Origin of the sequence: Pseudomonas schmalbachii (assembly GCF_017589465.1) — a bacterium.
GTDB classification, from domain to species: Bacteria; Pseudomonadota; Gammaproteobacteria; order Pseudomonadales; family Pseudomonadaceae; genus Pseudomonas; species Pseudomonas schmalbachii.
In genome coordinates this window covers 531,346-557,853 of sequence record NZ_JAELYA010000001.1, presented here as the reverse complement: position 1 = coordinate 557,853, position 26,508 = coordinate 531,346, and the positions used below count along the sequence as shown (strand labels likewise).

The window sequence follows — 26,508 nt, the reverse complement described above, 5'->3', positions numbered from 1 at the left end:
AACGCGCTAAATCCCTCCTGGTATTTCCCTCCGGGTGGCCTGCGTATTCTCACGCCATTCCCACTTACCCAGCGTTACCAGCATGAACATCTCCTCCAGGACCCAAGCCGGCTCGCAAGGCGGCGAGCTTGTACCTGGAAACGGACTTCCCCGCGCTACCCACCAGCGCCTCCATTCCGACAGTGCAGCTCGCCGACATGACGGCAAGGTCTGTGCCCATCCGCAGAGCCTCCCGGTTTCGGACTGTCCGGCTCTGAGCCCAATACGGCCATGGGTCGGTCACTACTGACCCCAACCAGACAGCTCCACTCGCATTTCTTCCCTTCAACTCGCTGAAACCGGGGGCCCCGTGCCCATCGGAAAGGAGGCACTCATGAACAAAATCTATCGGCTGGTATGGTCCACCGTGCAACGCTGCTGGTGTGTGGCATCGGAATTCGCCCATCGCAAGGGCAAGTCCAGCGGTGGCACTCATTCGTCTGCCGGTGCACGCGGTGCCATGATGGCGCTGGGCTTCGGGGCCCTGACCGGGGCTTGCCTGGATGACGCCATGGGCGCCGCCGGCTCGACCTACGAGCAAGGCATCGATGGCAATCCGGGCATCTATCTCAACGACGGCAAGGATGCGGGCTGCCAGTTCGTGCATGACACCGGCAAGTCCGGAGACATGGGCTGGAAGTACGACGGCAAAAACACCAATTGCAAGTCGGACGACAAGGCCAGCCAGACCGGTCGCGTACTTTTCTACGGCACCGGCACCCAGGCGGACGGCACCAACTCCCTGACCCTCGGCAACGAACTCTACGTCAACGGCGGCCGCATCGTCCTGAACAATCAGCTCACCAAGTCGCTGTCCATGGCTATCGGTGACGAAAAAACCTTCGCCACCGGCAAATCCTCGATTGCCATCGGCAATGGCGCCATCTCCAGTCAGGACGACGCCATCGCCCTGGGCTCGGGTTCGGTGGCCAATATCGCAGCTGGCATCGCCGGTTATGTGCCGGTGGGTGCAAGCGCGGAGCAGGCAGCGCCAATAAACGCAACCCAGAGCACTCTCGCCGCGCTTTCCATAGGCGATGCCAGCAACGCCAAATTCCGCCAGATCACCGGGCTGGCCGCCGGTAGCGCCGACAGCGATGCCGTTAACGTGGCCCAGCTCAAGGGCGTGGTCGGCAGCGCCACCGCGGACGCGGTGATGTACGACGACGGCACCCACAATCACATCACCCTGGGTGGCGACAGCTACGACAGCAGCACCCATACCGGCGGCACCACCATCACCAACGTGGCGAATGGTGTGGCCGACAGCGATGCAGTCAACGTTTCGCAACTGAACGACCTGGCCAATACGCCGATCACCTTCGCTGGCAACAGCGGCGCGGTGGACAAGAAGCTGGGTGAAACCGTCAGCGTCGTGGGCGGTGGAGCTACCGATGGCACCTATTCGGGCGCCAACCTGAGGACCGAGGTGGACGCCAGCGGCAACCTGCAGCTGCTGATGGCGGAGAACCCGGAGTTCAACTCGGTGATCGCCGGCAATACCATGATCGATACCAACGGTCTGACCATCTCTGGCGGCCCGAGCGTGACCATCAGTGGAATCGACGCGGGTAGCCAGAAGATCGTCAACGTCGCCGCTGGCGATGTCAGCGCCAGCTCCACTGACGCGATCAATGGTTCGCAGTTGAATGCGACCAACCAGAACATCGCCAATATCACCAACAATATCGACAACGGTACGATCGGTCCGGTGCAGCGCACTGGCACGGACATGCTGTCGTTGATTGCGTCCGGTGGCGGTGTCTACGCTCCGGGATCCGCGCAGGTGCTGACCAATGTGGCAGCCGGTGCGATTAGCGCCAGTTCCACCGATGCGATCAATGGTTCGCAGCTGTATGCGACCAACCAGCAGGTGGACGCCAATACCACCAACATCACCAACCTCGATGGTCGCGTCACCACCATCGAGGGCAGCATCACCAACATCAGCAACGGCGCGGGCATCAAATACTTCCACGCCAACTCCACCAAGGCCGACTCGGTCGCCAGCGGAGTCGACTCCGTCGCCGTCGGGCCGAACGCCCAGGCCAGCGGCAAGGGTTCCATCGCCATGGGTGAGGGTGCCAGTGCCTCTGCCGATGGCAGCCTGGCCCTGGGGCAGGGCGCCAGCGACAACGGCCGTGGCGCGGAGAACTACACCGGCAAGTACTCCAACGCGGCCAACGCCAGCGTCGGCACTGTCTCGGTGGGCAACGCCGCTACCGGCGAAACCCGCACCATCAGCAATGTCGCCGATGGCAAGGAGGCGACCGATGCGGTGAACCTGCGGCAACTGGATGGCGCTGTCGCCGAGTCGAAGAAGTACACCGACGACTCGATCAGCCAGGTGAACACCAGCGTCGTCAACATGGACAAGCGGGTCGCCAATGTCGACGACCGTGTGACCCACGTCGACAACCGCGTGACCAGGGTCGAAGGCGAAGTCAGCAACGTCCGCAACGGTACGGACGGCATGTTCCAGGTGAACGACACCAGCAAACTGCCCAAGCCGAAGCCCACTGGACGCGACTCCGTGGCCGGCGGCGCCGGTGCGGTGGCTTCCGGCGACAACAGCGTGGCGATGGGCACCAGCGCCAGGGCAACGGCGGAGAACTCGGTCGCCCTGGGCAACAACTCGCTGGCGGATCGCGCCAACAGCGTCTCGGTGGGCAGCGCCGGCGCCGAGCGGCAGATCACCCACGTGGCCGCCGGCACGGCGGATACCGATGCGGTGAACGTGGCGCAGCTGAACAGGAGCATGGGCGACGTCGCCAACATCGCCAACGACTACACCGACAAGCGTTACAACGAGCTGAAGGACGACCTGGCCGAACAGGACGACACCCTCAGCGCCGGTATCGCCGGAGCCATGGCTATGGCCACCCTGCCGCAACCCTATGAAGCGGGCGCCAGCATGGCGTCGGTGGCCACGAGCACCTATCGCGGCCAGGGCGCACTGGCGGTCGGCGTATCGCGCATCTCCGACAACGGCAAGTGGGTGACCAAGCTGCAGGGCAGCACCACGACCCAGGGCGACGCGGGTGTGTCGGTCGGCGTCGGCTACCAGTGGTAAGCCATCTCCCTTGAGACAAGGCCCGGCGCACGCCGGGCCCTTCCAGCCAGATTCGCAACATTCGAGGCAATCATGTTCAAGCTCAACAACTCCTTCAGCCGCAGCCTTCTCGCCGGCTGCACCCTGGCCATGCTCGCCGCCTGTGGCACCACCGTCAGCAAGGTGGACGGCGAGGGCAGGACCGACAACCCGGTATTCAGGACCGTAGCGGAGGCCAGCCGCTCCGACGGCATCTACGTGAACCTGGAAAACCTGGGCAGGATTCGCGCAGGCATGGACAAGAAGCAGCTGTTCGAACTGATCGGTCCGCCGCATTACTCGGAAGGTCTGTTCAACGTCCGGGAATGGGACTACGTCCTGAAGTTCCGCCAGCCGGACGGGCAGCCGGACAAGGTCTGCCAGTACAAGATTCTCTTCGATGACCAGATGATCGCCCGCTCGTTCCACTTCAAGCCGGCGAGCTGCATGCAGCCTGCTGTCGCCGAGGCGTCCGGGACCAGGAAGTGAAGTTGCCCGCCGTGGGCAGCCTGGGCGGAATCCCCCCCTTCCTGAGGGGATTTGTGCAGCGTTCCGGCTGCCTATGCTGGCCGCCGGAACGGGGAGTGGGCGTCTGCGCCGTCCTGGCGCTACGTGCTCCTCTCAACTGGCCAAGATCATGGGCGGAGTCACGATGCGTACGCTGACATTCAATACCACACCATCCATCCTCATCGAGCGCGGCGCCGCTACGCGCCTGGCAGAGCGCGTGAGCAGCATGGGCTGCCGCTCGGTGCTGCTGGTCACCGACCCCGGGGTAGTCGGCGCCGGGCTGCTGCAGCCCGTGCTCGACGGCTTCACCCAGGCGGGCGTGGCGCTGCGCCTGTTCGCCGACGTACAGGCAGACCCGCCGGAGCACGTCATCCTGGCCGCAGTGGATGCTGCGAAGGACTGCAAGGCGGATTGCGTGATCGGCTTCGGCGGCGGCAGTTCGCTCGATGCGGCCAAGCTCGCGGCCCTGCTGGCGCGCAGTGGCGAGTCGCTGGCGGATGTGTTCGGCATCGAACGCGCCCGCGGCCCGCGCCTGCCGCTGGTGCTGGTGCCGACGACCGCCGGAACCGGCTCGGAAGTGACCGCCGTATCCGTGGTGACCACTGCCGCAGGCGAGAAGAACGTCGTCATCTCGCCCATGCTGCTGCCTGACCTCGCCGTGCTCGACGCCGACCTGACCGTCGGCCTGCCGCCGCATGTCACCGCGGCCACCGGCATCGACGCCATGGTCCACGCCATCGAGTCCTACACCAGCCGCCAGCGCAAGAACCCGATTTCCGATTCCCTGGGCCGCGAGGCGCTGCGCCTGCTGTCCGCCAGCATCGAGCGCGCCTGCGCCAACGGCGCGGATATCCAGGCCCGGGAAGACATGCTGCTCGGCGCCTGCCTCGCCGGCATGGCCTTCGCCAATTCGCCGGTGGCGGCGGTGCACGCGCTGGCCTATCCGCTGGGTGCGCGCTTCCACGTGCCCCATGGCCTGTCCAACTCGCTGATGCTGTCGGCGGTACTGCGCTTCAACCTGGACGCGGCGGCGCCGCTCTATGCAGAACTGGCGGACATCGTCCTGCCTGGCCTCGAAGGCGACGCGCGGAGCAAGGCGCTGGCGCTGGCCGATCATTTCGCCGAACTGCCGACCCGTTTGCGCCTGCCGACCCGCCTGCGCGACGTGGGTATCGGCGAGGACGACCTCGAAGCGCTGGCGCAGGACGCGATGAACCAGAGCCGTCTGCTCGGCAACAACCCCCGTGAAGTGCATCTGGACGATGCCCGTGCCCTGTACCGGGAGGTGCTATGAGCGCTCGCAACGACCGCCCGCGCCGCAAGGACTTCGTGCGTTCCTACGAAGTCACCACGCGTTGGGGCGACCACGACTCCTATGGCCATGTGCAGAACGTCGTCTACTACTCGTTCTTCGATACGGCGATCACCGAGTTCCTGGTCGAAAGCGGCACCCTGGATATCGGCAACAGCCCGGTCATCGGGCTGATCGTGGCATCCAACTGCAATTTCTTCGCGCCCATCACCTTCCCGGACCGGGTCCACGTCGGCCTGCGCATCTCGCACCTGGGCAACAGCAGCGCCCGCTACGAACTCGGGGTGTTCCGCAACGACGAGGATGAAGCTTCCGCCATCGGCGAAGTCGTCTACGTCTATGTCGACCGCGATAGCCGGCTCTCGGCGAGCATTCCGGCCCACGTCCGCGACGAACTGGCCGGCCTGGCCGTTTGAAGGACGGACGCGCCGCCGATCCAGCGGCGCGTCGGTTCCGGCGCAGCGCAGGGCTGGCACCCAATGGCAAATCATTGGCGTCGCCTGGCAATTGCGCTGATCCACGCTCTGGCATGTTTCGGTAACTGCCGAAAGGCGTTACGACAACGATGAAAGGTGTGGATATGGCTGACAAAAACGGTGATGGCGTAAGCCGCCGCAAGTTTCTCCGCAATGCTGGGGTGGTAGGTGCTGCCGGAGCGGTGGCGGCAGTTGGAGCCGCCCAGGTTGGCGCGGCTGCAGTGGGCGGGAAGGGCAAGCCGAAAAATCCCGATTGCGACTACGACGTGGTGGTCATCGGCGGTGGCTTCGCCGGCGTGACCGCGGCGCGCGACAGCATGAAGAATGGCTACAAGACAGTGATCCTGGAAGCGCGCAACCGCCTCGGCGGGCGTACCTTCAGCAGCGAGTTCGCGGGCCACAAGATCGAGCTGGGCGGGACCTGGATCCACTGGACCCAGCCGTTCGTCTGGGCCGAAGTGCAGCGCTACGGGCTGAAGCTCAAAGAAACCCCCGAGCCGTTCGTCGAAGAGAAGCAGACCATCCGCGTCATCCATGAGGGTAAATCGGTCGAGCCCAAGCTTGAGGACATGATCGGCATCTCGAAGGCGGTCAAGGAGTATTTCGCCAACGCGCCCAAGCTCTGGGAGCGTCCCTACGACGCCAGGCACACCTGGAACGAGCTGCTCGCGGTCGACGGCATGAGCGGTGCCGATCGCCTCGCCCAACTGAAACTCACCCCCCTGCAGCGCTCCTTCATCGATGCCTACGTCGCTGGCATCGCGCATACCACCAGCGATCGCGCCTCCTATGCCGACGTTGCACGGTGGTGGTCGCTGCCGGGCTGGAACATGACCTCGTTCGTGGACGCCATTGGCCGCTACAGCTTCAAGGACGGCACCATTAGCCTGATCAACGCGATGATCGACGAGGGCCAGCCGGAGGTTCGCCTGTCCACGCCAGTGGCCAAGGTCGAAGAGCAGGGCAAGCGTGTCCTGATCACCACCGAGAAGGGCGAAACCATTCGCGCGGCCGCTGTCATCGTGGCGGTGCCGATGAACGTGCTGCCGCGCATCGCCTTCAGCCCGGCGCTGGACCCGGCGCTGGTCGAGGCGGCGAAGGAGAAGCACTCCGGCAGCGGGATCAAGGTCTTCATCCGCACCAGGGGCAAGCTGCCGGAAGATGGCAAGCGCCTCGGGGTGGCCGGTTCCGAGCATCCGCTCAACTTGCTGGCGACCTATGCCAAGGCGGAGGATCACACCATCTTCGTTGGTTTCGGCGCCGATCCCGAGAAGCTCGACATCCAGGACCGCGACGCCGTTCAGGCGGTGGTGAGCTCCTTCTATCCGGATCTGGAGGTCGAGGAGTGCTACGGCTACGAGTGGACTCTCGATCCGTACGCGCGCGGCACCTATTGCAGCTATAAGCCGAACTGGCTGGGCAAGTACTACGACCACTTCCAGAAGGATCGCGGCCGTGTGATCTTCGGCCAGGGCGACCACGGCGAAGGCTGGCGCGGCTTCATCGACGGAGCCATCGGCGCCGGCAGCAAGGCGGCCTTGCGGACCAGGGAACTGCTGGGCTGAGGCGGGTAGGGCGGAGCATCGTCCGTAGGATGGGTGCCAGGAAATGGTGGATGGACGAGCGCCATCCACCCTACGTTTTGATTGATCCGTCCCGGCGGTTCCCTACTTCTGCTTCTGCTGGCGAAACTTGAGCGGCGTGACGCCGGTCCAGCGGCGGAAGGCGCGGGTGAACGAACTGGCTTCGTTGTAGCCCAGCTTCAGGGCGATCTCCGTGAGGCTGAAGGAGGTCTGGCTGACCAGGTCGATGGCCATTGCCTGGCGGATTTCCTCCACCAGTTCGACGAACTCCAGTTGCAGCTCCTGCAGCCGTCGCTGCAGGGTTCGCCGGCTCATGCACAGCTCGCTGGCCACGTCGTCGATGCTGATCCTTCCAGTGCTTAGGTTCGCCTCGATCACCAGGCCGATGCGGGTCGTCAGGTCGGTGTCGGCAAGGCGTCGGCGGCGCTGTTCTTCCAGTCCCGGCAGAAGGGCCTGGTACAGGCGCGGATCGGCCGTCGCCAGGGGCTCGTCGAGCATTTCCCCAGGCCAGACCAGCATGTTGACCGGCTGATCGAAGCGTAGCGGGCATTGGAATATTTCCTGATGCAGGCGGATGTCGGCTGGCCGCGCATGGGCGAAATCCACACGCAGTGGCGTGAAGCGGTTGCGGGTCGCCTCCTGCAGGCGGGCAAACAGCAGGCCGATGGTCAACTCCGCATCCTGGCGCCGCTGGATGACGCTGGGGTCGGTCATTCGATAGAGGACTTCCAGGCGTCCGCCCTTGAGGCTCCAGGCCATTTCGCAGGCGTGGGAATGCACGACGATGTAGCGATTGGCGCAGTCCAGCATCGTCCGCACGTCGGGTGCGCTGCGCACCGCATGGCCGACGCCGCCCATGGGGCTGCTGCGGTGCGCACCCAGCAGGCCCACGCCGAGGCGAAGGCCCAGGCATGGGTCGGTATGCTCGGCGGCGATTTCCAGCAGTGCGTAGTACTGGTTCAGCGGAATCTTCGCATCCGGACGTTCGAGGACTTCCTCGTCCAGCCCGACTTCGGCGAGATAGGGCCGGAAAATGGCGCTGTACCACTGCAATAGCGCTTCGGCGTAGACGGTGTGTTTAAGGCGGGACATGTTCGAAGAGCTCCTCTGAGCCGCCTGGTGCCGTGCATCGAGGTCTGCTCGACTCTCGCCAGCGTACGCAACGGGCGCGATCGAGTGCCTTGGCCGCCGGTCATGGCAAACCGTAACAAAGGCTTAAAATTTCCCACAAGCGGAGTCGGGCCGCATCCCCTTGTTTGGGGTGGAAACGGCGCCGAATGGCAATTCCGTGGCGCAGGAAGAAGATTCTTGCCCTTCTGTCCCCGCTACCGTCCTTGCAAGCTACCTATTCTCTTTCCATCAACCGGTAGCACCCGGAGGAAGACTCATGAAATCCCGTCTGTCGTGCCTGGCGCTATTGGGCGCACTGCTGACAAGCCCATTCGCCTGCGCGACCACGCCCCCACCAAACATCGTCGTCATGCTTTACGACAACCTCGGCTACGGCGAGCTGGGGGTCTATGGCGGCGGGGTATTGCGCGGTGCCGAAACGCCGCGCATCGACCAGTTGGCCGCCGAGGGTGTGCGCCTGACCAACTTCAACGTCGAGGCACAATGCACCCCCTCCCGTTCGGCGCTGATGACGGGGCGTTTCTCGATCCGTTCCGGTACCTACAAGGTCCCGCGCGTCGGTTCGCCGGATGGCCTGACGCTCTGGGAAGTCACCCTGGCGGAACTGCTGTCCGAGAAGGGGTATGCCACCGGCATCTGGGGCAAGTGGCACCTCGGCAGCAGCGAAGCACGCTTCCCGACCAACCAGGGCTTCGATGAGTGGTATGGCGTGCCACGTACCTACGACGAAGTCATGTGGTCCAACGCCGACGAGAGCAACGGTGTATTACCGAGCATCGGTAGCAAGCAGGGCTGGGACGAAAAACTGGTGCCTGCGCAGTACATCTACGAGGCTCGCAAGGGCGAGGCCGCGCGCAAGGTCAAGAAGCTCGATCTCGCCAGCAAACGCACCCTGGACGAAGAGATCACCGAGCGGGCGACGGCCTTCATCAAGCGCAATGCAGAGGCTGGCAAACCCTTCCTTGCCTACATTCCCTTCTCCCTCGTACACATGCCGACGCTGCCGAATCCCGCATTCGTCGGCAAGACCGGCAATGGCTCCTGGGCCGACGCCCTGGCCGAAGTGGACCACCGTGCCGGCCAGATCCTCGATGCCCTGAAGGCCGCCGGCGTCGAGCAGAACACCCTGGTGATCCTCGCCAGCGACAACGGCGGCGAAGCCACGCACCCGTGGGAGGGCGCCAACGGCCCCTGGCGTGGCACATATTTCACTGCCATGGAGGCCAGCCTGCGGGCGCCGTTCATCATGCGCTGGCCGGGGCATGTGCCGGCCGGTCGGGTGAGCAACGAGATCGTCCACATCGTCGATCTTTACCCGACGCTCGCCCATGTCGGCGGCGCCGAGGTCCCGAGCGACCGTGCAGTGGACGGGGTGGACCAGATGGATTTCCTCACCGGCAAGCAGCAGAACTCCAATCGTGAAGGCTTCCCGGCCTACGTGGCCGATCGCCTGTCGGCCATCAAGTGGCGCAACTGGAAGCTGCAGCTCATCCAGCAGGACAACATGTACGACCCGGCGGTGCCGTTGGCGATACCGCGCCTCTACAACCTGCTGACCGACCTGCGCGAGGAGAATAATGTGATGCTGGAAAATACCTGGGCCCTGCCTCGAATGATGGGTATCGCCGGCCAGCTCAAGGCGAGCTTTGCAAAGTACCCGCCGATCGAGAGTGGAGCGCCTGATCCTTACGTGCCACCGCACTGATCCCTCTCCATTTGGCCTGGTCTTCCGGCGTCGCGAAATCCAACGTGTTGGGTATCGCTTCGCTCAACGCCAACCTACACACAGACCGTAGGGTGGAAAACGGCGAAGCCTTTTCCACCATCAAGCGCAGTGCGACGGGGAGGTGGACAAGCTTCGCGTTGTCCACCCTACAAAAGCACCTTCAGTCGCAAGACAGTTGCTCCCACAGTTCCGAGGCATCAGTCGTACTCAGCTACGTAGACTGGCGTTGAGCGAAGCTATACCCAGGGATGCTTCCCGATTGGCACCCAATGGCAAATCTCTGGCGTACCTCAGCAATTATCGATTGCCCGCCGAATGCCACCTTAGGTTCTCCGTGAAATCCAACTGGGGAACCTCTCCATGCAGTACCTGACTCACCTGTTCGCCGGCAGCGCCATGCTGGCCATCGGCTTCGCCGCTCATGCCGCCGACTGCGCCAACGGCCCGCAAGTTTTCCAGACCAAGTGCAGCGCCTGCCATGCGCTGGATGCCGATCGTGTCGGCCCGCATCTGCAAGGGGTGGTCGGCCGGCCGATCGGCGCGGTGAAGGGATACACCTATTCCTCCGACCTCGCCGGCGCGAACGATACCTGGAGTCTCGAACGACTCGATCACTGGCTGACCGCCCCCGCAAGGATGTTCCCCGAAACCTCCATGGCCTTCGGCGGCCTGCGCAAGGCCGAGGAGCGCCAGGCCGTGATCTGCTACCTGCAGAACCACGGCTGAGCCTCGCCTGGGATACAGGCGACAGGGCAGGGAGCGCCAACATCCCCGCCCGATACGTGACTCAACGACAACAAGGAAAAATCAGTGCGTATCACTACCTACAAGCGCTGCCTGCTGGCAGCGGCAGTTTCGGCGGCGATGACTGCTCCGGCATTCGCCGTCTCTTTTGACATTGGGGAAGTCCATGGCCAGTTCGACTCGGCACTGTCGATTGGCGCCAGCTGGCAGACCCAGAGCTCGTCCCAGGACCTGATCGACGTCACCAACGGAGGCAACGGTTTTTCGTCATCCGGCGATGACGGCCGCCTGAACTTCGACAAGGGCGAAACCTTCTCGAAGATCTTCAAGGGCGTGCACGATCTCGAACTGCGCTACCAGGACACCAGCGTCTTCGTGCGTGGCAAGTACTGGTACGACTTCGAACTGAAGGACGAGGATCGCCCGTTCAAGCAGATCAGCGATGACGGCCGCGAGATGTCCGCGCGCTCGTCCGGCGCGGAGTTCCTCGATGCGTTCGTTTCGCAGAAATACGAGATCGCCGAACGCCCCGGCAACGTTCGCGTCGGCCAGCAGGTACTGAGCTGGGGCGAGAGCCTGTTCATCGGCAACTCGATCAACTCGATCAACCCGCTGGACGTGGCCGCCCTGCGTCGCCCCGGCTCGGAGCTCAAGGAAGGGCTGATTCCGGTCAACATGTTCTACATGTCCCAGAGCCTGACCGACAGCCTGAACCTTGAGGCCTTCTACCAGCTGGAGTGGAAACCCTACGCGCTGGATAACTGTGGCACCTTCTTCGGCGCGGACCCGGTCGCCAAGGGCTGCAACAGGAACCTGAACGGTGGCTTGGCCGCCATCCGTCCGCTGCAGCCCATCGCCGCCAATGCCGGCCTTGGCTTCGACATCACCGATCCCGAAGGCGTGGTCGTCGGCCGCGAGAAGAACAACGACCCGCGCGACAGCGGCCAGTACGGCTTCGCCATGCACTGGCTCGGCGAAGGCGCGGAATACGGCGCCTACTACATCAACTACCACTCGCGCGCGCCGAAATTCAGCCTGCGCACCGCCAGTGGCGTGACCAATTTCATCCAGAACGATCCGGGCTTCGCCGACCTGGCAGCGAGCGATCCGGACCTGGCGTTTGCCCTGGGTCTGGCCACCGGCGCCGGCAACACCACGTACTTCCTGGACTACCCGGAAGACATCCACCTGTATGGCCTTAGCTTCGCCACCACGCTGCCCACGGGTACCGCATGGAGCGGCGAGATCAGCTACCGGCCGAACCTGCCGGTGTCGATCAACACCGCCGACCTGTTCGGTGGCGCGCTGAACCCGACCTTCCGCGCCCTTACCGGCAGCGACATCGAGCCGACCGTCCAGGCCGAGGAAGGCCAGGTCCTCCAGGGCTGGAAGCGCAAGGAAGTCACCCAGGCGCAGACCACCGTCCTGCATCTGTTCGACCCGGTGCTGGGCGCCGATTCGCTGAGTGTCGCCGCCGAGTTCGGCGTGACCCACATCGGCGGCCTGGAATCCCTGGACAAGCAGCGCTACGGCCGCGACTCGGTGTTCGGCGACATCACCCAGGGTGGCCGTCACGGCTACTTCACCGAAAACTCCTGGGGCTACCGCGTCTTCACCAACCTGAAGTACAGCGACGTGTTCGCCGGCGTGAACCTGGTGCCGAACCTGTTCTGGTCGCACGACGTCGACGGCTACGGCCCGGTATTCAACGAGGGCGCCAAGTCGGTCGGCCTGGGGCTCGACGCCGACTACCGCAACACCTACACCGCCAGCCTCAGTTACACCAACAACTTCGGTGGCGACTTCAACACCGACGTCGACCGCGATTTCGTCTCGCTGAGCTTCGGCGTGAACTTCTAAGGCCAGTCAGGAAAAGAACCATGCACACGATCATCACGAAGAGCTGCATCCTCGCGCTCACCCTCCTGGCCAGCCAGGTAATGGCGGCCGTTCCGGCGGTCGAAGCGGCGAAGCTCGGCACCAGCCTGACTCCGCTCGGCGCCGAGAAGGCAGGCAACGCCGCCGGCACCATTCCGGCCTGGACCGGCGGACTGCCGAAGGATGCCGCGCCGGTCCAGGCCAATGGCTTCCTCACCGACCCGTTCGCCAATGAGAAACCGCTGTTCGTCATCACCAGCGCCAACGCCGAGCAGTACCGCGCCAACCTGACCGACGGCCAGATGGCGATGTTCAAGCGTTACCCGCAGACCTACCGCATCCCGGTGTATCCGACCCACCGCGCGGCGAGCGTGCCGCCGGCGATCATGGAAGCGGCGAAGCAGAGCGCCCTGAACGTACAGCCGGTGAATGACGGCAACGGCCTGAGCCATTTCGCCGAAAGCGGTTACTACGCCTTCCCGATTCCGAAGAATGGCGTGGAGGTGGTGTGGAACCACGTCACCCGCTATCTCGGCGGCAACTACAAGCGCAGCTACGTCCAGGCCACCCCGCAGGCCAACGGCGCCTACACGGCGGTGCGCTTCGAGGAGGAGCAGGTCTATCCGAAGCAGATCCCCGACCTACCCGTCGAGCGCAAGGACAACCTGCTGTACTTCGTGAAGCAGCGCGTCACTGCACCCGCGCGTCTCGCCGGTACCGTGGTGCTTGCCCACGAGACGCTGGACCAGCTCACCGAACCGCGCCTGGCGTGGGTCTACAACGCCGGCCAGCGCCGCGTGCGCCGCGCTCCCCAGGTCGCCTACGACGGCCCGGGCACGGCTGCAGACGGCCTGCGCACGGCGGACAACCTCGACATGTTCAACGGCGCGCCGGACCGCTACGACTGGAAACTGATTGGCAAGAAGGAGCTGTACATCCCGTACAACAGCTACCAGCTGGAATCCAGGGCCCTGAAGTACGACGACATCATCAAGGCCGGCCACATCAACCCGGACCACACCCGTTACGAGCTGCACCGCGTATGGGAAGTGGTCGCGACCCTCAGGCAGGGCGAGCGCCATATCTATGCCAAGCGCCACATGTACATCGACGAGGACACCTGGCAGATCGCCGAGGTCGATCACTACGACGGTCGCGGCCAGCTGTGGCGGGTCGGCGAGGGCCACGCGCTATACCGCTACGACCAGCAGGCCACCTACCTGGCAGCCGAGGCGCTGTATGACCTGAACGCCGGCCGCTACCTTGTGCTCGGCCTGCGCAACGAGGAGCCGCGCAGCACCGAATACGGCTTCAAGGCCAAGACCTTCGACTTCACCCCGGCAGCGCTGCGTACCGACGGCATGCGCTGATCGCCACAGCGACGGGCTGCCGACGGCGCAATGTCGCCGGCAGCCCAGCGGATGTTCACTCGATCAGATTGTGATTGCGCGCCCACACCAGTACCTCGCCCTTGACTGCCTTTTCCTCGGTCAGTCGCCGGTGCAGCTTCTCGGTCAGCGGACCTTCGTCGATGAGTATGCGGACCAGACCCTGCTCGTACCCGGCCTCCACGGCCTTGCGCTTGCGCTGTGGGGCCTCTCCTCCAGGATGGCGGCCGACAGCAGGTCGACCAGCGCACCCAGGTGCTTGCGGTCGAACGCCTGCACATGCAGCGCGGCCAGCGCCCGTTCCGAATTCTCGGTGCGCCCACCGGAAACGGTGGCGCGCCGTTTTTTTACTCCGGGAAACAACAACACACCGGACCTGTAGGAGCCAGGGGGACGCCTAGTTCTTGCTGGCGATCCAGAGTTTCATACACATGTCGATGCTGCCGGCGAGCAAGGCTGATTGCCAGCAAGCTGGCTCCTACAGGTATGAGTTTCAGTTCGTAGGGTGGACAACGCTCCGCTTGTCCACCTATGGGGTGTCAATAGGCCCCCGGATACGCTCCGCCATCGAGCAACAGGTTCTGCCCGGTCAGGTAGCCGGCATGGGCGCTGCAGATGAAGGCGCAGAATGCGCCGAACTCCTCGGGGGTGCCGAAGCGACCAGCCGGGATGGCCTTGATGCTTTCGGCGGCAGCGGTTTCCGGATCGTCGCCCAGGGTGCTGCGCAGGCGGTCGGTATCGAATGAGCCGGGCAGCAGGGCGTTGATGGTCACGTTGCGTCCGGCCAGCCGCGGCTGCCGCGCCAGTCCGGCGACGAAGCCGGTGAGGCCGCTGCGCGCGCCGTTGGACAGGCCGAGGATGTCGATGGGTGCTTTCACCGCGGACGAGGTGATGTTCACAACCCGGCCGAAGCCGCGCTCGGCCATGCCGTCCACCGTCGCCTTGATCAGTTCGATGGGCGTCAGCATGTTCAGCTCCAGCGCGCGCAGCCAATCCTCGCGCTGCCAGTCGCGGAAGTCACCGGGAGGCGGCCCGCCAGCGTTGTTGATCAGGATGTCCACCTGCGGGCAGGCGGCAAGCAGGGCAGCGCGAACATCGGGCTGGCCGACGTCACCGGCGACGCTGCGCACCTCGATAGCCGGGTTGAGCTGGCGGAGCTCCTGCGCGGTGGCTTCCAGCGCTTCCGCGCCGCGGGCATTGATCACCAGATTGACGCCCTCGCGGGCCAGCGCCCGGGCGCAGCCCTTGCCGAGCCCCTTGCTGGCCGCGCAGACCACCGCCCAGCGGCCTTCGATTCCAAGATCCATGTGTCATTCCTGTCCGGGTGAGTGTGCTGTTCGGACTCGTGACGGTACACCCGGAGGATGGGTTGAGCGATACCCATGTGGAATGCGGGACAGGGAAAAGGATATTTGAGTTCAAGTCACGAAAGGCGAGGGGCGGTGGACAAGCAGAGCGTTGTCCACCCTACGCAGACGTGACCCCGGGTAGGGTGGAAAACCGCGAAGCGTTTTCCACCGCCCTGGTCAATCGCACTGGTAGATGGTCACCAGGCTCGCACCGCTCAGACCGATACACTGTTGCAATGCGGTTCTCGCGCCTTCCACCTGACGCTCCCCGGCGCTCCCGCGCAACTGCCGGACCAGCTCGGCGCACTGGGCCAGCGGGGTCGCGCCGCGGGCATTGCCGCCAGCGAGCGCGCCGCCCGACGGGTTGATCACCACGGCGCCGCCGTAGGTGTTGCCGCCGTCCGCGATGAACTTCCCGGCTCCGCCTTCCGGGCAGAAGCCGAGCGCCTCGTAGGCCAGCAGCTCGCTGGCGGAAGTGGTGTCGTCCAGCTCGCAGACGTCGATTTCTTCCGGCCCGAACCCGGCCTGCTCATACGCCTGTCGAGCCGTCGCCGCATTCAGTTCATGGCCGGAGGCCCAGGTAAAGCTGTCGCCAGTGGCGCCTAATGGTTCCCGGCCAATCGCCTGCGCGACGATACGTACCGGCCGGTTGTCGCCGATCTTGCTGAGGAACGCGTCCGAGCACAGTATCACCGCCGCCGCGCCATTGACGTGCTGGCTGGATTGCAGGCGGGTCAACGGGTCGATGAGCGCTTCGGAGTCCAGCACATCGTCCAGCGTGATCCGTTGCGCATGGAGTGCCTGCGAGTTGCGGCTGGCGTGCCGGTGGGCCTTCAGGGCCACACTGGCGAAGCTCTCCGTGCTGGCGCCATGGCGTTCGATGTACTCCCGCGCGGCACCGGCGAGGATCTGCTGCGCCAGCGGCTCGTTGCCCAGCGTGTGGGCCTTGCTCAAGGCGGGCAGGCGGCCGGCGAAGGCAGAATCCAGCTCTTCTGCGTTCGCTTCGAGCGCTTCGGCACCGATAACCAGCACGCAGTCCGCCGAGCCCGACTCGATCACCTGCCGGCCCAGCGAGAACGCGGCAGTCGCGCAGCCCAAGGTCATCGCGCTGACACCGGGCATGTCGATCAGATCCATGCCCTGCACGCCGCACCCGCGCTGGAGATTGCCCCCGGCGAAACCGGCATACGCGCTCTTGACCTGCTCATGATTGATGCCCGCATCGGCGAGAGCCAGACGACTGGCTTCGGAAGCCAGAGCCACCACATCCGGCGCAGCGCCCGGCAGGCTGAGCTGTGTGACCCCTACACCCAGGACGTTGACGCGATGTTTCATGGTTGATCGGCCTCAAAAATTCGATGCCGGCCAAGATAGGCGAATCGGGGGTGCCAGGGCACTACTAGGAACGGGTGGGATTGGGGCTACGGCGTGGGATTCAAGGCAATGGTGGACAAGCAGAGCGTTGTCCACCCTACGCCAATCCATCCTTTAGGTAGAGTAGAAAGCCGTGAATTATTTCCTGTAGTTGAGTGCTAAAATTTCATTGGGCAAAAATTTTGATACAGAATAAAAACACAATAAACAAAGCCAAGGGCTGAAAAGAGTGAGAATACACCCCAGAAGCAGTTGGTATATGTGTAGCTCTTATACCAAGGGCGGTCTTTTTTTAGTGCTTCTTCTCGAGGGATTATGCAACAGGGGTGTGGCATATTTTCAACTTTTGGCAAATTATGCTGTAGATCTAGGGTCTTTAATGCTGCCTTTGCATTTTCGAGCAGTTGTCTGGTTCGTTTATCAATTAGCCAAAATATAATGGAAAGTACTATAAGCAAAATTCCATAAGCTGCCGACCAAAGGGGTGTTTTTTCATCTTTCATAAGTAAGGTGGCGCCGCCGCTTATGGCAGTGCAGAGAGTGATGTAAAGTTGAAATGACTTTATTCGCTGGTCTGCATGAAGTGTGAAGTAATTCCAGGCGTAGGTGCGAAATATATCATCCCTTGCTTCTTTATCTTGTGTCTGGTTTGTGTTGTTCATGTAGGGCCTCGTTCTGTAAATATTTTATGGTTGCTATGTGGCTTTACGAGGTGCGAAAATAGAGTCGAATAATTTTTGACTCTAAGGTTGCTATGGTGAAAGAAGAGAGCGTTATTTTTTCCTCCAAATGAGATTTTCTGCGTATTAAGTGGCGGACAAATATCTCCATTGCTTCTCGGCGGAAGGATCTGACGTTGCAGAATCGCTACAGTCCTTCGCATTGAGTCCTGATCTATTCACACCTCAACGCCTCCACCGGCTGCAACCGCGCGGCATGGCGTGCCGGGGTGAATCCGGCCAGCACCCCAACCACTGCAGCGAGGACCAGCGCAATCAGCGCCAGCGACGGATTGAGTGCAAGCGGCAGTCCCGGAGCCAGAAGATGCAGCCCACCCAGCAATACTGCGCTTAGAGCAAGCCCGAGCAATCCTCCCGCCAGTGACAGCAGAATCGCTTCGCCAAGAAACAACCCAAGCACCTGCCCAGGCGAACCGCCCAGCGAGCGCAGCAGGCCGATTTCCGCTGTCCGCTCGCTGACCGCCGTGGTCATGACCGTCAGGATGCCCACCGCACCGACCAGCAGCGAGATACCGCCCAGCGTGGCGACGCCGAGGGTGAGGGCGGCGAGCATGCGGTTGAGGCTGCCGAGCAGGGTGTCCTGGGCGGTGAGGGTGAAGTCTTCCTGGCGGTGTCGCGCCACCAGCAGCTCCCGTACCTGCTCGACGAAGACCGGGGCCTGGATGCTCTCGTCGAACAGTACCTGGGCCTTGACCAGTCCCTCGCGGTTGAACAATTGCTCGGCCCAGTCCACCGGGATGTAGGCGATGTCGTCGAGGTCGAAGCCGAGCAGGTTGCCTTTCCTTTCCAGCACGCCGATGACGCGAAAGCGCATGCCGCCGACCCGCACCCGCTGGCCCAGCGGATTCGCTGCGCCGAACAGTTCCTGGCTGAGGCGGTGGCCGAGGACCACGTTGGGCGGCGAGCGGCCGTCGTTGGCCGGCGGGAGGAAGCGGCCGAGTGCCATGCGGACCTGCCAGGCGCGGACGAGGTCGGCGCCGGTGCCGTAGATATCGACGCGGCGGGAGCGCTCGGGTGCCTCGATGTCGCCGTTGCCGTGGATGATCGGCAGCACCGCCTGCACATGGGGCAGGCGGCGCAGCGCTTCGGCGTCGGCGATGCTCAGCGGGCGGGTGCCGGCGAGCAGGCCGCCGAGGCCGCCTGTCTGCATGCGGCCGGGGCGTACGGTGATCACCCGCGTGCCGAACTGCGAGAAGCCTTCCAGCACCCGGCCGCGCAGGCCTTCGCCGATGGCGGTGAGGACCACCACGGCGGAGATGCCGATGGCCACGCCGAGCAATGACAGCAGGCTGCGCAGCGGCCGTTCGAGCAGCGCCAGGCTGCACAGTCGCAGGCCGTCGTCCCAGCGCATCAGCCGCTCCGCGCCGGGCGCAGGGTCTGGACCGGGGCGAGGCGCGCGGCGTGCGCGGCCGGCAGCCAGGCGAACAGCAGCGCGGCGGCCAGCGCCAGGGCCGGGGCGCCGAGGCGGGCCCACCACGGGCTATATAAAGGAAGCGCGCTGAACAGGCGGCCGATCCACAGCAGGCACTCGCCGAGCGCCAGTCCGCCAGCGGCGCCGAGCAGGGCGAGCAGGGCGGCTTCGCCGAGGATCAGGGCGCGGATATGAGCGGTGCTGGCGCCGATGGCCTTGAGCAGGCCGATCTCCGCGCTGCGCTGCATCACGGCGATCCAGGTGACGTTCATGATCAGCAGGCCGGCGACCAGCAGGCTGATGGCGGCGATGGCGGCCAGTGCCAGGGTCAGCGCGGAGAGGATGCGGTCGAAGCCGGCCAGCAGCGAATCCTGGCTGACCAGGGTGACGTCCTCCTCGCCCTGGTGCCGCTCCGCCAGCAGCGCGCGGATTCGTTCGCGGGTGCTGTCGATCTGCGCGCTGGTCTCGACGAATACCCGCAGCAGGCCGCTACGGTTGAACAGCGCTTCGGCGCTGGCTACCGGGATCAGCAGTGCCTGGTCGATATCCATGCCCAGCGATTCGCCGGAAGCGGCCAGGATGCCGACCACCCGCAGGCGCCGGTCTCCGGCACGCAGCCATTGGCCGAGGGCAGTGCGGCTGCCGAACAGTTCGGCGCGCAGGCGGGCGCCGAGCACGCAGACATCCTCGACCCGGCCGCTGTCGCGCTCCGGCAGCGCGCGGCCCTGGGCGAGGCTGAGTTTGCGGATGGCGAAGAAGGCGGCGGTGGTGCCGACGGTCAGCGCTTCGCGGCGCAGATTGCCCTGGCTGATTTCCATGTGCCCGGCATGTACCGGGGCGACATGGCGTACGCCGGGCAGGCGGGCCAGTGCGGCGGCGTCGGCGCGGGTCAGGTCGCGTGCGGAGGTGCCGCTGACCGGTGGCATGCCGCCGGTGGTTTCGTTGCGCCCGGGGAGGACGATCAGCACGTTGCGCCCGAGCAGGCCGAGTTCGCCGAGCACATAGGCGCGCGCGCCCTCGCCGAGACCGGTCAGCAGGTTCACCGCGAGGACGCCGATGCCGACGGCCAGCAGCAGCATGGCGCTGCGCGTGCGATGGCTGCGCACGGTGGCCAGGCACAGATGGCAGACATCCTCGCCGCGCATCAGGCGGCTCCTGCCCAGGCTTCCTCGAAAATGTGTCCGTCGCACATCTGTACGCGGCGGTGGGCGCGGGCGGCGTGCTGGAGGTCGTGGGTAACGAGGATCAGGGTCAGTCCGTCGCGGTTGAGTTCTTCCAGCAGGCCCATGACCTCGTTGCCGGACTGGCTGTCGAGGTTGCCGGTCGGTTCGTCGGCCAGCAGCAGGCTCGGCCGCATCACCACGGCGCGGGCGATGGCGACGCGCTGGCGCTGGCCGCCGGACAGTTCACCGGGATGGTGCTGCAGGTGTCTTTGCAGTCCCAGACGCTCGGCCAATGCCAGGCTGCGCTGGCGTCGTTCGGCGGGAGGAATGCCGGCGAGCAGCATGGGCAGTTCGATGTTGTCGAGGGCGGTCAGGCGCGGGATGAGGTGGAAAGCCTGGAATACGAAGCCGATCCGCTCGCTGCGTAGGGCGGCACGGCGGGCTTCGTCGAGGGCGGCGGTGGCTTCGCCGCGCAGCCAGAATTCGCCGCAGTCAGGCGCGTCGAGCAGGCCGAGGATGTTCAGCAGGGTTGACTTGCCCGAGCCGGATGGACCGGTGATCGCCAGGTATTCGCCCTCGGCGACATCCAGGTCGATGGCGTCGAGACCGGGCACCTGCTGCTCGCCAAGGTGGAAGGAACGGCTGATCTGGCGCAGGTGGATCATTGCGTGTTCTCCCGTGTGTCGAGGGCGGTCACCAGGGCGCCGTCCCGCACTCCCTCGCGGTCATGGCCGGCGATCACCCTGTCGCCGGCATCCAGCCCGGCGGTGACTTCGCTCCAGCGCCAGTTGGTCAGGCCGATCTCGACCTTCCGTTCGCGCAGATGACCGCTGGCGGGGTCCAGGCGCAGTACGCGGCCGCCGTCGAGCACGCTCTCGGTCGGCACGCGCAGGGTGCGCGGGTGCTGCTGCAGGAGGATTTCCACGTCGGCGCTGTAGCCGCTCAGCAGCGGCACGTCCTTCGGCAGGCGGGCGAAACGCACTTCGACGTCGACGGTGCGCGCCTGCTTCTCCAGTTCGCGGACGAAGGGCGCGATGCGCGCGACTTCGCCTTCGAAGCTGCGCTCGCCGAGGGCATCCAGGGTGATGCGTACCGGCATGCCCGGACGTACGCGGGCGGCGTCCACTTCGTCGATCGGCGCTTCCACATAAAGGCACTGGTCGTCGATCAGGTCCACCGCCGGCGGCGTGGGGATGCCCGGCGGGGAAGGGGTGACCACTTCGCCCAGCTCGCCGTTGATTTCCGCCACCACGCCGGAGAAGGGCGCGCGCAGGGTGGCCTGGTCGAGCAGGGAGAGCTGCAGGTCGAGCGCGGCCTCGGCTTCGCGGATGCGCGCGGCGGCACCATCGCATTGCAGGCGCGAGAGGCGGGCGCGGGTGGCGCTCTGGTCGAGCAGGTCTCGGGAGGCGAGGTTGCGCTCGGCCAGGTGGGTCAGGCGCTGCAGGTCGCGGCCGTCGCGCAGGGCCTGTTGGCAGCGCTGCTCGCGCAGGTTGCGCTGGTCGTCGAGGCGGGCGTGGGCTTCGTCGGCGCGTGCCTGCAGGTCGTCCTGGCGCAGGCGCATGAGTACGTCGCCGGCTTTCACCCGCTGTCCGGGCTGGATCAGCAGTTCGCTGACCTGCCCGCCGATCTTGAACGAGAGATTCGAGCGGCGGCAGGCCTTGACGGTGCCGGCGCGGGTATTGGCGACCAGGGTTTCCACCGGTCCGCTGCTCACTTCGGCCAGCCGGACCGGCACCGGATCGGGGCGGGTCCAGAAGCCCGTGACGCCTGCCGCCAGGGCGAAAATAGGAACGACTATCAACAACTTGCGCATGCTGATCGCCTCCGCTGGGAGCCAATGGGCTGAGTCTAGGTCAGCCCAAACTGCTGTTTCGCTGGCTTAACGCGGACGTTTGCTCGGCGGACCCACCGCTTGTGCGCGGCGAGGCTTGCAAATCAAGGAGTTGCTGCAGAAGGGAGGGAGATGGGTGTAACGGAAAAGAGTCAAATATCCGACGAATGGAAGATAAATTAATCACAATGGTCAAATAAATGACTATTTATTTGTGCGCAGGGCTCGTGACCACCCTGCCCAGCAGGCGGTATCAACCGTTACCGAGACGGAAATGAAAAAGCCCCGCACGAGGCGGGGCTTCTTCATTGCAACTCAGTTACCGGCTGCGGCAGCCATGGCCGAGACGCTCTCGCCGCGGTGCTTGCTGAACTGCGGGGCCAGGGAGCCGACGATCATGCCGACGGCGCTGCAGATCAGGCCAACCAGCTGCGGCGGCCAGAAGTCGCCTTCCTGATGGCCGATTTCCAGCGATACCCAGGTGAGCAGGCCGCATGCGATGGCGGTCAGGGCGCCCTGGGTGGTGGCGCGCTTCCAGAACAGACCGAAGAACAGCGGCACCACGGCGGCGACCAGGGTCACCTTGTAGGCGTTGCCGACCATCTCGTAGATGCTCGCGGTGGAGTACAGCGCGAACACGCAGGTGGCGAGGGTCATTGCCAGCACGCTGCAACGCATGGCCAGCAGGGCCTGGCGGTCGGTCATGTTGGGCAGGAAGTGCTTGACGATGTTCTCGGTCAGGGTCACCGACGGGGCCAGCAGGGCGCCCGAGGCGGAGGACATGATTGCCGAGAGCAGGGCGCCGAAGAACATGATCTGGGCGAACAGCGGGGTACGTTCCAGGATCAGGTGCGGCAGGATCTGCTGCGAGTCTTCGGCCAGCCAGTGCTTGACCATCTCCGGTTCGATCATCGAGCCGGCGTAGATCAGGAAGATCGGCAGCATGCAGAAGACCAGGTAGCAGCAGGCACCGGTCATGGTGGCGCGCGAGGCGATCTTCTCGGTCTTGGCCGACATTACGCGGGCATAGACGTCCTGCTGCGGAATCGAGCCGAACATCATGGTCACCGCCGCTCCCAGGAAGGCGACGATGTCCTTGGCCGAGGTGCCGTGCAGGAAGGTGAACTTGCCTTCGCTGGCGGCGTGGCTGATCACATTGACCGGACCGCCAGCCATGTCGCCGATCAGCCAGACCAGGTAGAACAGGCCGGCGACGATGATGATCATCTGCAGGAAGTCGGTCAGCGCAACGGACCACATGCCGCCGAACAGGGTATGCAGCAGAACGATGGTGGCGCCGATCATCATGCCCTGGGTGGTGGTCAGTGCGCCGTCGGACAGCACGCTGAAGACCACGCCCAGCGCGGTGATCTGCGCGGCGACCCAGCCCATGTAGGAGATGATGATCACCAGGCTGGTGAAGATTTCCACGTGCTGGCCGAAGCGCTTGCGGAAGAAGTCGCCGATGGTGAGCAGGTTCAGGCGGTAGAGCGGACGGGCAAAGATGAGGCCGACCAGCATCAGGCAGCCGAAGGAGCCGAACGGATCTTCGACGATCCCGGCGAAACCTTCTTCGAGGAACGTCGCCGGAATGCCCAGCACGGCTTCGGAACCGAACCAGGTGGCGAACACCATGGTGACGACGAGGGGGAAGGACATGCTCCGGCCAGCGGCAGCGTAGTCCGAGGAGTTGTGCACGCGGGTGGTGGCGTAGAAGCCGACAGCGACAGTGATCAGCAGGTATACCGCTACAAACCAGATCAGCATTTGTACTTTCCGTTGGCGCGTCCGACACCGTCCCGCCGAGCGTGGCTTGGGCAGGGGCGCCGCGACTGACTGAGTTGTTTTTGTTTGTGTGTCGCAAGCGGGCGGCGGGTGTGCTGGAGCCAGCACGCAAGGAAAGCGTAACCACTTACTACAACGGTCGGGCAGTCTGCCAAACTCGTAAAATATGTCAAACGATTAGATGGTCGATGAACGAAAAAAATGACGGACGAGCGATTGTTCTGTTTCGTAAGCGGCTGATTTGTTGGGGTTGACTAGAGAGTGTCGTATGCGTTGGTCAGATATTTTTTACATGTGGTGTTGTAGAAACAGAACGGCGTGTTCGTAGGTTGGCGCTGAACGAAGTGAAGCCCAACACTGCAATGGCCTGGCAAATGTTGGGCTTCGCAAGCTCAGCGCCAACCTACGACTGCAAAAACAAAGACCCCGCCAATTGGCGGGGTCCCGTTCGTTTCAGCTGCCGCTAGGCATGGCTGCCTTCAGTCGCCGGCATTCCCTGCCGTCGGGACTCCGGGGCGTGGTGGCCGTGCTCGTCGTCGACGATCTGCACCTCCTTGCCGTCGGCGTCGTACAGCTTGCCGTTCTGGAAGTAGTCGCCATCGTTCAGCGCGGCGATGTCCTGGTAGCGCAGGGTGCGGTCGCTGGCGGCGACGAAGACCGACTGCTGGTCGGAGTTGCCGGCCTTGACGTGGTTGAACAGCAGGTTCAGCACGATGGCCATCACTGCGGCGGAGCTGATGCCGGAGTGGAAGATGGTGGCGAACCAGCTCGGGAAGTGCTCGTAGAAGTGCGGAGCGGCGATCGGGATCATGCCGAAGCCGAGGGAGGTGGCGACGATGATCAGGTTCATGTTGTTGCGGTAGTCCACCTTCGACAGCGTGCGGATGCCGCTCGCCGCCACGGTGCCGAACAGCACGACGCCGGCGCCGCCGAGGACGGAGGTCGGCACCGCCGCGATCACCCGGCCCATCACCGGCAGCAGGCCGAGGGTGATCAGGAACAGGCCGCCGGTGGCCACCACGAAGCGGCTCTTCACGCCGGTGACGGCGACCAGGCCGACGTTCTGGGCGAAGGCGCTCTGGGTGAAGGAGCCGAAGATCGGCGCCAGCAGGCTCGACAGCATGTCGGCGCGCAGGCCGTCGCCGAGGCGGCGGGAGTCCACCTTGGTCTCGATGATTTCACCCACGGCGAGGATGTCGGCCGAGGTTTCCACCAGGGTCACCATGATCACGATGCACATCGAGATGATCGCGGCGATGTGGAAGGTCGGCATGCCGAAGTGGAAGGGCGTCGGGAACGCCATCATCGGGCCCTGGGCGACCCTGGAGAAGTCGGTCATGCCCAGCGCCGCAGCGACAAGCGTGCCGATGATCATCGCCAGCAGGATCGACAGCCGCGAGATGGAAGCGCTGCCGAGCTTGCTCAGCAGCAGCACGACGGCCAGCGTGAACGCCGCCAGGCCGATGTTGGACATGCTGCCGAAGTCCGGCGCCTGGCTGTTGCCGCCCATGGCCCAGCGGGCGGCCACCGGCATCAGCGTCAGGCCGATGGTGGTGATCACCACGCCGGTGACCAGCGGCGGGAAGAACTTGGTGATGCGCGAGAAGATCGGCGTTATCAGCAGCCCTATGAAGGAGGCCGCCATGACCGCGCCGAGCACCGCGGGTATGCCGCCGCCTTCATAACCGCCGCCGAGGATGGCGATCATCGTCGCCACGCCAGCGAAGGAAACGCCCTGGACCAGCGGCAGCTTGCAACCGAAGAAGGGAATGCCGAGGGTCTGCAGCAGCGTCGCCACACCACCGGCGAACAGCGAGGCCGCGATCAGCAGGCCGATGTCGCTGGGCGACAGACCGGCCGCCTGGCCGAGGATCAGGGGTACTGCGACTATCCCACCATACATCGTCAGAACATGCTGCAGGCCATAGGCCATGTTTGCACCGATACCGAGATTCTCGTCTTCCGGACGTTGCACGGAAGCCGTTCCAGCAGAAGGCGTTTTCATGGGTGGTACGCTCATGTTTATTGTTGTGCGGCTACTGTAGACAAAGAAATAAGTGATTGGCTACGACTTTGTATACAAAATTTTGTCCGTGCGTCAGAAAGCGTTTCACCGGATTGCCGGCAGGCTTTCCACGAATCGAGCGGCCGATAGCGGCATGGGCGCGCCGATGGTGCAGTGATCCGCGTAACCGGCGACCTATAGAAGAAGGAGAGAGGAGGAGAGGGCGGGCCGAGGCCAGTCAGTGCGGAACGGCAGGGTGGCGCGAGCGTTCTTCCGTGGCGCCCAGGGCCTTGTGCAGCTTGGCCTTGCGCCGATGCACCCGCAGCAGTGCCCACAGGGTGACGGCAGCCAGCAGCAACCAGCCGAGAATCAGGAGTGTCACGAACGTACCGGGATTCATCTTGATAGCCCTCGCCCCAGTAAGGGTAGCCCAGCCTTTTGGCCGGACAACGGCTGCAGCCGAATGGTCGCATCTGGCCATATGCAGCCCAAGAGCCGCTTGTCAGGCCTGCTTTCTTCTGTTATCTGTATGAATATACAGTATTCGTTGCAGGTAACCGACAATGTCTGCCTCCGCATGCCTGGCATCCGCTTCCACCGCTCCAGCCTTCCCGTTTTCCGCTGCCGTGCCGGCAGGTGGGGGCGTATCGCTGGATTCGCTGCTCGACCTGGGCGGCTCCCATACCTACATAGTCCGCGCACATGGCGATGGGATGACAGGCGCCGGCATTCATGACGACGACCTGCTGGTGGTGGACCGCTCGCTGCTGGCGTCCGCCGGCGAGATCGTGGTGGCGGCGGTGAACGGGGAGCCGATGGTCCGCCGGCTGGGCATCATCGACGGGCAGTTCGCCCTGCTGGCGGCCAATGACCGCTACCCGGCGATCCGCATCGCCGAGGGCGACGAGCTGTCGATCTGGGGCGTGGTGCGCTGGAACCTGCACCGGCATGCGGCCGGCGATTGAGGGTGCG

22 protein-coding genes are annotated in these 26,508 nt (G+C 64.3%); 10 read left to right on the top strand and 12 right to left on the bottom strand.

Going from position 1 to position 26,508, the window contains the following annotated elements; genetic code table 11:
• Window positions 1-373: 373 nt before the first annotated feature.
• From JFY56_RS24600 to JFY56_RS02285, 5 genes are all read left to right on the top strand, one after another.
• Window positions 374-3,112, top strand: a complete 2,739-nt coding sequence (locus JFY56_RS24600; RefSeq protein ID WP_208311860.1) for a YadA-like family protein — start codon at window positions 374-376, stop codon at window positions 3,110-3,112.
• A 72-nt stretch (window positions 3,113-3,184) separates the two neighbouring features.
• Window positions 3,185-3,619, top strand: a complete 435-nt coding sequence (locus tag JFY56_RS02300; protein ID WP_208311859.1) for an outer membrane protein assembly factor BamE — start codon at window positions 3,185-3,187, stop codon at window positions 3,617-3,619.
• Between the two features lie 163 nt (window positions 3,620-3,782).
• Window positions 3,783-4,934 (top strand): iron-containing alcohol dehydrogenase, encoded by a 1,152-nt coding sequence (locus JFY56_RS02295; RefSeq protein ID WP_208311858.1) that lies wholly within the window; start codon window positions 3,783-3,785, stop codon window positions 4,932-4,934.
• Complete coding sequence (locus JFY56_RS02290; protein WP_208311857.1) at window positions 4,931-5,368, top strand: acyl-CoA thioesterase; 438 nt, start codon at window positions 4,931-4,933, stop codon at window positions 5,366-5,368. The genes JFY56_RS02295 and JFY56_RS02290 overlap by 4 nt, the downstream gene beginning before the upstream one ends.
• A 164-nt stretch (window positions 5,369-5,532) precedes the next feature.
• Window positions 5,533-6,993 carry a flavin monoamine oxidase family protein gene (locus JFY56_RS02285; protein ID WP_208311856.1) on the top strand — a complete coding sequence of 487 codons (1,461 nt, stop codon included), beginning with the start codon at window positions 5,533-5,535 and terminating at the stop codon, window positions 6,991-6,993.
• A gap of 102 nt (window positions 6,994-7,095) precedes the next feature.
• Here the strand turns inward: JFY56_RS02285 and qhpR are convergent, their stop codons facing one another.
• On the bottom strand, window positions 7,096-8,103 hold the full coding sequence (qhpR, locus tag JFY56_RS02280) for an AraC-like transcriptional regulator QhpR (RefSeq protein ID WP_208311855.1): 1,008 nt from the start codon (window positions 8,101-8,103) through the stop codon (window positions 7,096-7,098).
• Between the two features lie 295 nt (window positions 8,104-8,398).
• Here qhpR and JFY56_RS02275 point away from each other — a divergent pair, with 295 nt between their 5' ends.
• The 4 genes from JFY56_RS02275 (at window position 8,399) to JFY56_RS02260 (ending at window position 13,860) form a co-directional block, all read left to right on the top strand.
• On the top strand, window positions 8,399-9,847 hold the full coding sequence (locus tag JFY56_RS02275; protein ID WP_208311854.1) for an arylsulfatase: 1,449 nt from the start codon (window positions 8,399-8,401) through the stop codon (window positions 9,845-9,847).
• A 381-nt stretch (window positions 9,848-10,228) separates the two neighbouring features.
• Window positions 10,229-10,594, top strand: coding sequence for a c-type cytochrome (locus tag JFY56_RS02270; protein WP_208311853.1), 366 nt, complete (start codon window positions 10,229-10,231; stop codon window positions 10,592-10,594).
• A 138-nt stretch (window positions 10,595-10,732) separates the two neighbouring features.
• On the top strand, window positions 10,733-12,472 hold the full coding sequence (locus JFY56_RS02265) for a DUF1302 domain-containing protein (protein ID WP_208312492.1): 1,740 nt from the start codon (window positions 10,733-10,735) through the stop codon (window positions 12,470-12,472).
• A gap of 20 nt (window positions 12,473-12,492) precedes the next feature.
• Window positions 12,493-13,860: a DUF1329 domain-containing protein gene (locus JFY56_RS02260; protein WP_208311852.1), complete on the top strand. Its 1,368-nt coding sequence runs from the start codon at window positions 12,493-12,495 to the stop codon at window positions 13,858-13,860.
• A 55-nt stretch (window positions 13,861-13,915) separates the two neighbouring features.
• Here the strand turns inward: JFY56_RS02260 and JFY56_RS02255 are convergent, their stop codons facing one another.
• The 11 genes from JFY56_RS02255 to JFY56_RS02205 all read right to left on the bottom strand — a co-directional run bounded on the left by JFY56_RS02255 (window position 13,916) and on the right by JFY56_RS02205 (window position 25,918).
• Window positions 13,916-14,062, bottom strand: coding sequence for a hypothetical protein (locus JFY56_RS02255; RefSeq protein WP_208311851.1), 147 nt, complete (start codon window positions 14,060-14,062; stop codon window positions 13,916-13,918).
• A gap of 355 nt (window positions 14,063-14,417) precedes the next feature.
• On the bottom strand, window positions 14,418-15,185 hold the full coding sequence (locus JFY56_RS02250; protein ID WP_208311850.1) for an SDR family oxidoreductase: 768 nt from the start codon (window positions 15,183-15,185) through the stop codon (window positions 14,418-14,420).
• Window positions 15,186-15,404: 219 nt separating this feature from the next.
• Window positions 15,405-16,562, bottom strand: a complete 1,158-nt coding sequence (locus JFY56_RS02245) for a thiolase C-terminal domain-containing protein (RefSeq protein WP_208311849.1) — start codon at window positions 16,560-16,562, stop codon at window positions 15,405-15,407.
• Window positions 16,563-16,759: 197 nt separating this feature from the next.
• Window positions 16,760-17,263, bottom strand: coding sequence for a RipA family octameric membrane protein (locus tag JFY56_RS02240; protein ID WP_208311848.1), 504 nt, complete (start codon window positions 17,261-17,263; stop codon window positions 16,760-16,762).
• A gap of 232 nt (window positions 17,264-17,495) precedes the next feature.
• Window positions 17,496-18,692 carry an ABC transporter permease gene (locus JFY56_RS02235; RefSeq protein ID WP_208311847.1) on the bottom strand — a complete coding sequence of 399 codons (1,197 nt, stop codon included), beginning with the start codon at window positions 18,690-18,692 and terminating at the stop codon, window positions 17,496-17,498.
• A complete protein-coding gene (locus JFY56_RS02230; protein ID WP_208311846.1) occupies window positions 18,692-19,897 on the bottom strand; it encodes an ABC transporter permease in 1,206 nt (401 codons plus the stop codon). Before JFY56_RS02230 ends, JFY56_RS02235 begins: the two co-directional genes overlap by 1 nt.
• On the bottom strand, window positions 19,897-20,580 hold the full coding sequence (locus tag JFY56_RS02225) for an ABC transporter ATP-binding protein (RefSeq protein ID WP_208311845.1): 684 nt from the start codon (window positions 20,578-20,580) through the stop codon (window positions 19,897-19,899). The genes JFY56_RS02230 and JFY56_RS02225 overlap by 1 nt, the downstream gene beginning before the upstream one ends.
• Window positions 20,577-21,728 (bottom strand): efflux RND transporter periplasmic adaptor subunit, encoded by a 1,152-nt coding sequence (locus tag JFY56_RS02220; RefSeq protein WP_208311844.1) that lies wholly within the window; start codon window positions 21,726-21,728, stop codon window positions 20,577-20,579. The genes JFY56_RS02225 and JFY56_RS02220 overlap by 4 nt, the downstream gene beginning before the upstream one ends.
• Before the next feature lie 333 nt (window positions 21,729-22,061).
• A complete protein-coding gene (locus JFY56_RS02215; RefSeq protein ID WP_208311843.1) occupies window positions 22,062-23,513 on the bottom strand; it encodes a sodium:solute symporter family protein in 1,452 nt (483 codons plus the stop codon).
• A 481-nt stretch (window positions 23,514-23,994) separates the two neighbouring features.
• The gene (locus JFY56_RS02210; protein WP_208311842.1) at window positions 23,995-25,536 is read right to left on the bottom strand and encodes a nucleobase:cation symporter-2 family protein; all 1,542 of its coding nucleotides are present in this window, start codon (window positions 25,534-25,536) and stop codon (window positions 23,995-23,997) included.
• Window positions 25,537-25,774: 238 nt separating this feature from the next.
• Window positions 25,775-25,918, bottom strand: coding sequence for a hypothetical protein (locus JFY56_RS02205; protein WP_208312532.1), 144 nt, complete (start codon window positions 25,916-25,918; stop codon window positions 25,775-25,777).
• A 181-nt stretch (window positions 25,919-26,099) separates the two neighbouring features.
• Between JFY56_RS02205 and JFY56_RS02200 the strand changes: the two genes are divergently transcribed.
• Complete coding sequence (locus JFY56_RS02200) at window positions 26,100-26,501, top strand: LexA family protein (protein ID WP_208311841.1); 402 nt, start codon at window positions 26,100-26,102, stop codon at window positions 26,499-26,501.
• The last annotated feature ends 7 nt before the right edge of the window (window positions 26,502-26,508 follow it).